The sequence below is a fragment of the Actinoallomurus acaciae genome, from assembly GCF_042429965.1.
Taxonomy (GTDB): Bacteria; Actinomycetota; Actinomycetes; order Streptosporangiales; family Streptosporangiaceae; genus Actinoallomurus; species Actinoallomurus acaciae.
This window is the reverse complement of sequence record NZ_JBHLZP010000370.1, coordinates 1-8216: the sequence shown is the minus strand read 5'-3', so window position 1 is coordinate 8216 and position 8216 is coordinate 1. Positions and strand designations below refer to the sequence as shown.

The window sequence follows — 8216 nt, the reverse complement described above, 5'->3', positions numbered from 1 at the left end:
CGCCGCCCTGCGGCGGCATGGCGGGCAGCCGGGCCAGCGCGTACAGGGTGCCGGTGAAGCTGATCATGTCGGCCAGGTAGCACAGGCGCAGGCCGCCGGCGGCGGTGACGACGCCGGCCAGGGCTGGGCCGGCCATGAGGCCGACCTGGAAGGACATCTGGTTCAGGGCGATACCGGCCGCGACCTGGCCGGCGGGCAGCAACCGCGGCACGAAGGTGCGGCGCGCGGGCGCGCCGACCGCTCCGAGCAGCGACTGGACGGCCACCAGCGTGTACAGCGGCCACAGTGCCCGCAGGCCCGCGAACGCCTGGGCGGCCAGGAGCGCGGAGACCACGACGGAGCCGATGTTGGTGGCCAGGACGAGACGGCGCCGGTCGACCGCGTCGGCGAAGGATCCGCCGAACAGGCCGAGCAGGATCAGCGGCAGGCCCGAGGCCAGCCCGACCGCGCCGACGGCGGCCGAGGAGTGCGTCGTGCGGTAGACCTGCAGGGTCACCGCGAAGGTCGTCATCTGGCCGCCGACGACCGACAGGGAGGAGCCGACCCACAGGCGGCGGAAGTCCGCCGACCCTCGCAGCGGGCCGATGTCCAGCACGAAGCGGCGACGCCGGGGCATGCCTCATCCCTTCGATCCGCGTACGGTGGGTGCGACATGCGCACGATCACGCACTCCGGCGAGCACGAGCTGCACGTCCGGCGTTCGCGTTTCGTCTGCGCGCTCGCCCGCGTCGCCACCGAGGCGGAGGCGCAGGAGTTCATCGCCGGGCGCCGCAGGACCCACCACGACGCGACCCACAACTGCACCGCCTATGTCGTCGGTGAGCATGGCGACCTTACCCGCAGCAACGACGACGGGGAACCGGCCGGCACGGCGGGGCGGCCGATGCTGGAGGTCCTGACGCGCCGGGGGCTGACCGGCACGGTCGCCGTCGTCACCCGGTACTTCGGGGGCGTCAAGCTGGGCGCGGGCGGTCTGGTGCGCGCGTACGGGCAGGTGGTGTCCGAGACGATCGACCGGGTGGGGATGGTCGAGCGGCGTGCGGTGGTGACGATGACGATGGTGGCCGACCACGCCCGCGCCGGGCGGCTGAGCCGTGACCTGCACGCCTCTCCCTACACCCCGGCCGGGTCCCGGTACGGTGCGCGGGCCGAGCTGGACGTGCTGGTGCCCGAAGACGAGCTGACGGCGTTCGAGGCGTGGCTGGCCTCGGCCGCCGGCGGGCGGGTGGAGACCCGGCGGGGCCCGGTCGGCTACGTGGACGTTCCGATCGCCTGATTATTGCCAGAAGCTGTCAGGTATGGGCGGGAGCATGGAGGGCGTTCCGACGAAGGGAAATCATCGATGACCGCCATCGCCTCGCTCGCCATGATCAACCTCGACTGCGCCGACCCGCGTGCGCTCGCGGAGTTCTACCACGGCGTCTTCGGCTGGGAGATCACCCACAGCGAGGATGAGTACGCCATGGTCTCCGACGGGCGGACCGCGATCGGGTTCGGCCGCGTCGAGGGGTTCGCCCCGGCGGGCTGGCCGGGGGAGTCCACGCCCAAGCGCTACCACCTCGACCTGTACGTCGATGACCTGGACAAGGCCGAGGCGGCGTGCCGGGATCTCGGCGCGAGCCGGCCGGACGAGCAGCCGGGCGGTGACCGCTGGCGCGTGCTGCTGGACGTCGCCGGGCACCCGTTCTGCCTGTCCCGGCGCGCCTCGTAGTCACACGCGCGCCGTGCCCGGTGCGGTTGCGGGCCGGGCACGGCGCAGCGGGAGCAGCAGAGCGGGCAGCACGGTCAGGGCGGTGAAGGCCAGCACCCACCAGAAGGCGGCGTCGAACGCCGCGGACGGCGTGCCGCGATGGTGCGCCAGATGGTGTTGCAGGATCGCGGTGAGCACGGCCGCGCCGACGGACGCGCCGACCGTCTGCACCGTCGTGATGGCGCTGGTCGCACCGGGGATCTCGGCGGGCGCGAGCCCTTCATAGGCGGCGGCCGCGACCGGGACGGCGACGGCCGCGACGCCCATGCCCCACACCAGCAGTACGGCGCCGAGCAGGATGCCACCGGTGTGCGGGCCGACCTGGGTGAAGGCGAGGGTGCCCAGGGTGGTGACCGCGATGCCGGCCAGGACGACGGGCCGGGCGCCGATCCGGTCGGTGAGCCGGCCGCTGATGGGCAGGGCGAGCATCGTGCCCAGGCTCTGCGGCGCCAGCAGCAGCCCGGCGGTCAGCGCGCCGTGGCCGCGTACCTGCTGGTAGTACAGCGGCATCAGGATCATCACCCCGAAGACCGACAGCCGGGACAGGAAGTTCAGCGTCGAGGCGGCCGCGAAGGGCCGGTGGGCGAACAGCCGCAGGTCCAGCAGCGGGGCGACCCGCCGCCTGCGCAGCCCGTGGACGGTGAAGCCGGCCAGCAGAACGACGCCGGCGGCCAGCAGCGGGATCCGCGCAGTACGGGCGGACAGGCCGTACAGGGTGAGGGCGAGCGCGGGCGCCAGCAGCGCCAGGCCGGTGAGGTCCAGCCACCGCGCGCCGGGCTCGCGCGACGGGGTGGCGGGGATGCCGCGCCGGGCGAGCAGCAGGGCGAGGAGGCCGACGGGGATGTTGACGTAGAAGATCCAGCGCCAGTTTCCGGCGTCGATGATCAGGCCGCCGACCAGCGGGCCCAGGATGGGTGCCAGCTGCCCGGGCACGGCCACCAGGGCCATGACGCGCCCGCGCTGGCCGGGGTCTGCGGCCTGGGCGAGGATCATCATGCTCAGCGGCACGATCATGCCGCCGCCGATGCCCTGCAGGGCGCGGAAGGCGATGAGGGCGCCGGCGGACCAGGCGGCGCCGCACAGCGCCGAGCCGATGAGGAAGACCCCCAGCGCGAACCTCCACAGGGCGCGGGCGCCGAAGCGTTCGGCCAGCCGGCCGGTGACGGGGATGACCGTCGCGATGGCCAGCAGGTAGGCGGTGCTGACCCACTGGATCGTGGTGACCGGTGCGTGGAACGCGCGGGTGAGGCCGGCGAGGGCGACCGCGACCATCGTCATGTCGAGCATCGCGGTGACGGTGCCGACGATGACGGTGATCCCGAGCCGGAGGAGGGCGGGGTCCATGCGGGCGGGCTGCGTACGGGCGGTGGTGTCGGCCATAAGCGAGCACACTACACCGTGCAGTGTAGTTCGGCTACACTGCACGGTGTAGCCGAGGAAAGGGGACCGGTGCCCGACACGACCGCCCTGCGCCCGGGGTCGCCCGCCAAGCGGGCCGCGATCATCCGGGCGGCGCTGGAGGTGTTCGTCCGCGAGGGGTACGCGCGCGCCAGCGTCGACGCGATCGCCGAGGCCGCCGGGGTCTCCAAGCGGACGATCTATGACTATTACGGCGGCAAGGAGCGGCTGTTCCTGTCGGCGGTGCACGAGACCGCGGCGGAGCAGGCGGCGGCCTTCGGCGACCTGCTGGACCGTACGCTGGGCGAGGTCACGGACGTGGAGGCGGCGCTGACGGCGTTCGGCCGCGCGTTCGCCACGGAGATCGCCCGATCGGCCGAACGCGCCGCGGTGATGCGCCTGATGATCGCGGAGGCCTCCCACTTCCCGGACCTGATCCACGCCGCGCCGCAGGACCGCCCGGTCCAGCGCACCCTGGCCGGCCGGCTGGCCGAACTGGGCGAGCAGGGGCTGCTGGAGGTCCCCGATCCGCTCCAGGCGGCCGAGTTCCTGGGCCTGCTGGTCACCGGGCCGGTCAACGCCCGATCCTGGTACGGCACGGTGCGCCTGGACCAGGAGGAGGTCGACCGCCTGGCCACGGCGGGCGTACGCGTCTTCCTGCGCGCGTACGGCCGAAAGGGGTAGCCGGCGCTCTGCTCGGCCGCGTGGTCACTCGGCGGACAGGGCGCGGACGAGCCGGGCGACCAGGGGACGCGCCTGCTCGAACGAGGCCTCACTGAGCGCGGGGGTGCCCACGATCGAGCGCATCACCCCCATGCCGAGCAGGAGCGCGCCGATCAGCTCGGCGCGCAGCGCGGCGTCCCGGCCGTCGAGGCGGTCGGCGAAGTCCCGCACGTAGCCCTCGCACAGCTGGGCGTGCAGCTGCTCGCGCACGGCGGGGTTTCCGGAGGAGCGCAGCATCGCCAGGAACGGATGCTCGCCGTGGAACTTCTCCCAGTCGCCGAAGACCACCTCGCGCAGCAGCGCGTCGGCGATGTGGGGGACCGGACGGTGCGGGTCGGCGGTCAGGCCGACGGGGATGTCGAGGCGCACCGCCTCGGCGTACAGCTTCCTCTTCGACCCGAAGTAGCGGGAGATCAGGGCCGGGTCGACGCCCGCGTCGGCGGCGATCTCGCGGATGCCGGTGCCGTCGAAGCCCTGCCGGGAGAACCGCAGCCGCGCGGCGTCCAGGAGGGCGGCACGGGTGGCGGCGCGGTCGCGGCGGCGCGGGGCCGGTACTGGCTGCTCGGTCATGCGGTCAGCATAAGTCATCAAATGTTGACTTGAGCGCCGTATGCTTTCTAGCCTGCGTTGTCATCGGTCGATGACTTGGCTGGGAGGACAACGGATGCGGACTTATGTGATCACTGGCGGCACCGACGGGATGGGCCGGGGGCTGGCGCTGGGTCTCCTCGACCGGGGCGACCGCGTGATCGCCGTGGCCAGCGGCGCGCCGAAGGGACGGCGGCTGCTCGCCGAGGCCGAACGGATCGGGGCGGCGGACCGGGCGGTCTTCGTGCGCGCCGACCTCAGCACGCTGGCGGGGACCCGCGCGGCCCTGGAGGAGATCGCGACGGTGACCGGCTCCGTGGACGGGGTGGTCTTCGGAGCCCAGCGGTTTCGTCCCCGGCGCGAAGAGACCGAGGACGGGTTCGAGTTTACGTTCGCGCTGGCCTATCTGAGCCGGTACGTGCTCGGGCACGGGCTGGTCGCGGCCCTCGAACGGGCCGAGGCGCCGGTCATCGTGAACATCGCCGGCCCCGGCGGCCTGCCCGGCACCGTCCACTGGGAGGACCTGCAGCTGCACGAGGGGTACCGGGGCCGGCGGGCCGCCATGCAGTCCTCGCGGTGCAACGACCTGCTGGGCGTGGACTTCCCGCGCCGCCACCCCGGGGCGCGCACCCGCTACGTGCTCTACAACCCGGGGTTCGTACGGACGAGCATGGCCGACCCGCTGCCCCGGCACCAGCGCATCCTCACCAAGGCGCTGGCGAGCGTCTTCGCGCAGCCGGTGGACAAAGCGGTCCCGCCCATCGTCGGGCTGCTGGACCGGCCGCCCGCCGAACCGGTCACGGCGTTCATGCGCGGCAGGCCGCTGCCCCTGAAGGGCAGGGACTTCGATCCCGGCCGCGCCCGGCGCCTGGACGAGGTGACCTCGCGGCTGCTGCGGGAGACGGGAGCCTCCCCCGCACCACCGCGTTGAGCGCGCGCCCGGCCCCCCGCCGAGGATGGCGCGGCCGCCCCGTCCTCACATCGCCGGCGGGTCGGGTGTGTGCGGGATGTAACCGCGTGCGGCGTCCGGCGTCACATCCCCTTAACGGGCATTTCGTACGTTCGGCGCGCTGTCGGATGTGACGAGGGGGCCGATCGTTGACGGCGAGGGACCCGCGGGCCGCCACGAAGGTGCGAACGGTCTGCTCGTACTGCGGGGTCGGCTGCGGCATGGTGCTGGACGTCGCGACGGGCCCGGACGGCCGCCGTACGGTCCTCAAGGCCTCCGGCGACAAGGCCCATCCGGCCAACTTCGGGCGGCTGTGCACCAAGGGCGCCACGACCGCGGACATGCTGGCCGCGCCCGGCCGGCTCACCTCCGCGCTGGTACGGCCCGAGCGGGGCGCCGCGCCCGTGCCGGCCGCGGTGGACGCGGCGATCACCGCGACGGCCGGGCGGCTGCGGGAGATCATCGACCGGCACGGCCCGGACGCGGTCGCGCTGTACGTGTCGGGGCAGATGAGTCTAGAGGCGCAGTACCTGGCCAACAAGCTCGCCAAGGGGTTCATCGGCACCAACCAGATCGAGTCCAACTCGCGGCTGTGCATGGCCAGCGCGGCCACCGGCTACAAGCTGTCGCTGGGCGCCGACGGGCCGCCCGGCTCCTATCGGGACTTCGACGCGGCCGACGTCTTCCTCGTCATCGGCTCCAACATGGCCGACTGTCACCCGGTCTTGTTCCTGCGCCTGATGGAGCGGGTGAAGGCGGGCGCCAAGCTGATCGTCGTCGACCCGCGGCGTACCGCGACCGCCGACAAGGCCGACCTGTTCCTGCCGGTCAGGCCGGGGACGGACCTGGCGTTGCTGAACGGCCTGCTGCACCTGCTGGTCGAGGGCGGGCACACCGACGCCGCGTTCATCGCCGACCGCACCGAGGGCTGGGAGGCGATGCCGGAGTTCCTGGCCGACTACCCGCCCGCCGCCGTCGCCGAGATCACCGGCGTCCCCGAGGAGGACCTCCGCACCGCGGCCGAGTGGATCGGCGCCGCCGGCGAGTGGATGAGCTGCTGGACGATGGGGCTCAACCAGAGCACCCACGGCACCTGGAACACCAACGCCCTGATCAACCTGCACCTGGCCACCGGCGCCATCTGCCGGCCGGGCAGCGGCCCGTTCTCCCTGACCGGCCAGCCCAACGCCATGGGCGGCCGGGAGATGGGCTACATGGGGCCCGGCCTGCCCGGGCAGCGCTCGGTGCTGGTGGAGGAGGACCGCGCCTTCGCCGAACGGCTGTGGGGCCTGGCACCGGGCACCATCCGCCGGGACGGCGCCGGGCAGGGCACCGTGGAGATGTTCCGGCGCATGGCCGCCGGCGACATCAGGGCCTGCTGGATCATCTGCACCAACCCCGTCGCGTCGGTCGCCAACCGCAAGACCGTCATCGACGGGCTGGAGGCGGCCGCGTTCGTGGTGACTCAGGACGTCTTCGCCGACACCGAGACCAACGCCTACGCCGACGTGGTCCTGCCCGCCGCCCTGTGGGCCGAGACCGAGGGCGTGCTGGTCAACAGCGAACGCGACCTGACCCTCGCCCAGGCGGCCGCCGACCCGCCCGGGCAGGCGCTGCCGGACTGGCAGATCATCGCCCGGGTCGCCTGCGCGATGGGTCATCAGGACGCCTTCTCCTACTCCAGTGCCGAGGAGATCTTCGAGGAGATCAAACGCGCCTGGAACCCCGCGACCGGTTATGACCTGCGCGGCGTGACGTACGAGCGGCTGCGCGCCGGCCCCGTCCAGTGGCCCGCCCCGGACGCGGGCGGCCCGGACCGCAACCCGATCCGGTACCTGGACGGTGACGGGCCGGTGTTCCCGACCGCCGGCGGCCGGGCGGTGTTCTTCGCCCGCCCGCACCTGCCCGCCGCCGAGATGCCCGACGACGCCTTCCCGTTCGTGCTGAACACCGGACGGCTGCAGCACCAGTGGCACACCCTCACCAAGACCGGCAGGGTCGCCCGGCTCAACAAGCTCGACCCGGCCCCGTTCATCGAGGTGCATCCGCAGGACGCGCGGGAGCTGGGCGTCGGCGAGGGCGACCGGGTGGAGGTCGCCTCCCGGCGCGGCCGGGCCGTGCTGCCGGCGGTGGTGACCGAACGCGTGCGGCCCGGATGCTGCTTCGCGCCGTTCCACTGGAACGACCTGTTCGGGGAGTACCTGAGCATCAACGCCGTGACCAGCGACGCCGTCGACCCCCTGTCCCTCCAGCCCGGGTTCAAGGCGTGCGCGGTGTCGCTGGCCAAGGTCGCGGCGGCCTCCCCGGGCGATGACCGGGCCCCCGTCGCGGCCGGTCCCGCGTCGGTCTTCGGGCTGGGGGACGTGCCCCCGCCGGTCCTGACCGAACCGGAACGCCGCTACCTCGCCGGTTTCCTGGAGGGGCTGGAGTCCGGGGCGCCGGGCGTTCCGGTCCTGCCGCCCTCGGCGCCGTTCAGCCGGGAGCACGCCCTGTGGGTGAACGGCGTCCTGGCCGGCATGCGCTCCCGGGTCCCGCAGCCGGCGCGCGAGCCGCCGGCGGACGCCGGGCGTGAGGTGACGGTGCTGTGGGCGTCGCAGACCGGCAACGCCGAGGAGTTCGCCGCCACCACCGCCGAACGTCTCACCGCGGCCGGGCACCGGGTCACCCTCCTTCGCATGGACGACGCCGAGCCGCGCTCGCTGCCGGCCGCCGACCTGCTGCTGATCAGCAGCACGTTCGGCGACGGAGACGCGCCCGACAACGGCGCGGGTTTCTGGGCGGGCCTGACCGCCGCCGACCCGCCGCGCC

General features: G+C 73.5%; 8 protein-coding genes. 5 read left to right on the top strand and 3 right to left on the bottom strand.

All coding sequences use genetic code 11. The features are described 5' to 3' along the window. Nucleotides 1–616: MFS transporter (locus tag ACFFNX_RS34825; RefSeq protein WP_378210171.1), on the bottom strand; the 616-nt coding region annotated here is incomplete at its 3' end. A 36-nt stretch (nt 617–652) separates the two neighbouring features. On the opposite strand from ACFFNX_RS34825, the gene ACFFNX_RS34820 reads away from it, so the two are divergent. Together ACFFNX_RS34820 and ACFFNX_RS34815 are read left to right on the top strand one after the other, a co-directional pair. Then, complete coding sequence (locus ACFFNX_RS34820; RefSeq protein ID WP_378210170.1) at nt 653–1276, top strand: YigZ family protein; 624 nt, start codon at nt 653–655, stop codon at nt 1274–1276. Nucleotides 1277–1342: 66 nt separating this feature from the next. Then, nucleotides 1343–1711 (top strand): VOC family protein, encoded by a 369-nt coding sequence (locus ACFFNX_RS34815; protein WP_378210169.1) that lies wholly within the window; start codon nt 1343–1345, stop codon nt 1709–1711. Here the strand turns inward: ACFFNX_RS34815 and ACFFNX_RS34810 are convergent, their stop codons facing one another. Continuing rightward, entirely contained in the window at nt 1712–3130 is a 1419-nt protein-coding gene (locus ACFFNX_RS34810) for an MDR family MFS transporter (RefSeq protein WP_378210167.1), read from the bottom strand. It abuts the gene before it with no gap. Nucleotides 3131–3199: 69 nt separating this feature from the next. Here ACFFNX_RS34810 and ACFFNX_RS34805 point away from each other — a divergent pair, with 69 nt between their 5' ends. After that, nucleotides 3200–3832, top strand: a complete 633-nt coding sequence (locus ACFFNX_RS34805; protein WP_378210165.1) for a TetR/AcrR family transcriptional regulator — start codon at nt 3200–3202, stop codon at nt 3830–3832. 24 nt (nt 3833–3856) lie between these two features. Here ACFFNX_RS34805 and ACFFNX_RS34800 read toward each other — a convergent pair whose 3' ends face one another. Then, entirely contained in the window at nt 3857–4441 is a 585-nt protein-coding gene (locus ACFFNX_RS34800; RefSeq protein WP_378210164.1) for a TetR/AcrR family transcriptional regulator, read from the bottom strand. A gap of 94 nt (nt 4442–4535) precedes the next feature. On the opposite strand from ACFFNX_RS34800, the gene ACFFNX_RS34795 reads away from it, so the two are divergent. Then, nucleotides 4536–5390: an SDR family NAD(P)-dependent oxidoreductase gene (locus tag ACFFNX_RS34795; protein ID WP_378210163.1), complete on the top strand. Its 855-nt coding sequence runs from the start codon at nt 4536–4538 to the stop codon at nt 5388–5390. Nucleotides 5391–5557: 167 nt separating this feature from the next. Continuing rightward, nucleotides 5558–8216 (top strand): molybdopterin oxidoreductase family protein (locus ACFFNX_RS34790; RefSeq protein WP_378210162.1); only part of this gene is annotated, 2659 nt, incomplete at its 3' end.

Bases quoted from the DNA above. Each gene is read 5' to 3' on its own strand.
- ACFFNX_RS34820 (WP_378210170.1), top strand. From the start codon at position 653: ATGCGCACGATCACGCACTCCGGCGAGCACGAGCTGCACGTCCGGCGT.
- ACFFNX_RS34815 (WP_378210169.1), top strand. From the start codon at position 1,343: ATGACCGCCATCGCCTCGCTCGCCATGATCAACCTCGACTGCGCCGAC.
- ACFFNX_RS34810 (WP_378210167.1), bottom strand. From the start codon at position 3,130: ATGGCCGACACCACCGCCCGTACGCAGCCCGCCCGCATGGACCCCGCC.
- ACFFNX_RS34800 (WP_378210164.1), bottom strand. From the start codon at position 4,441: ATGACCGAGCAGCCAGTACCGGCCCCGCGCCGCCGCGACCGCGCCGCC.
- ACFFNX_RS34795 (WP_378210163.1), top strand. From the start codon at position 4,536: ATGCGGACTTATGTGATCACTGGCGGCACCGACGGGATGGGCCGGGGG.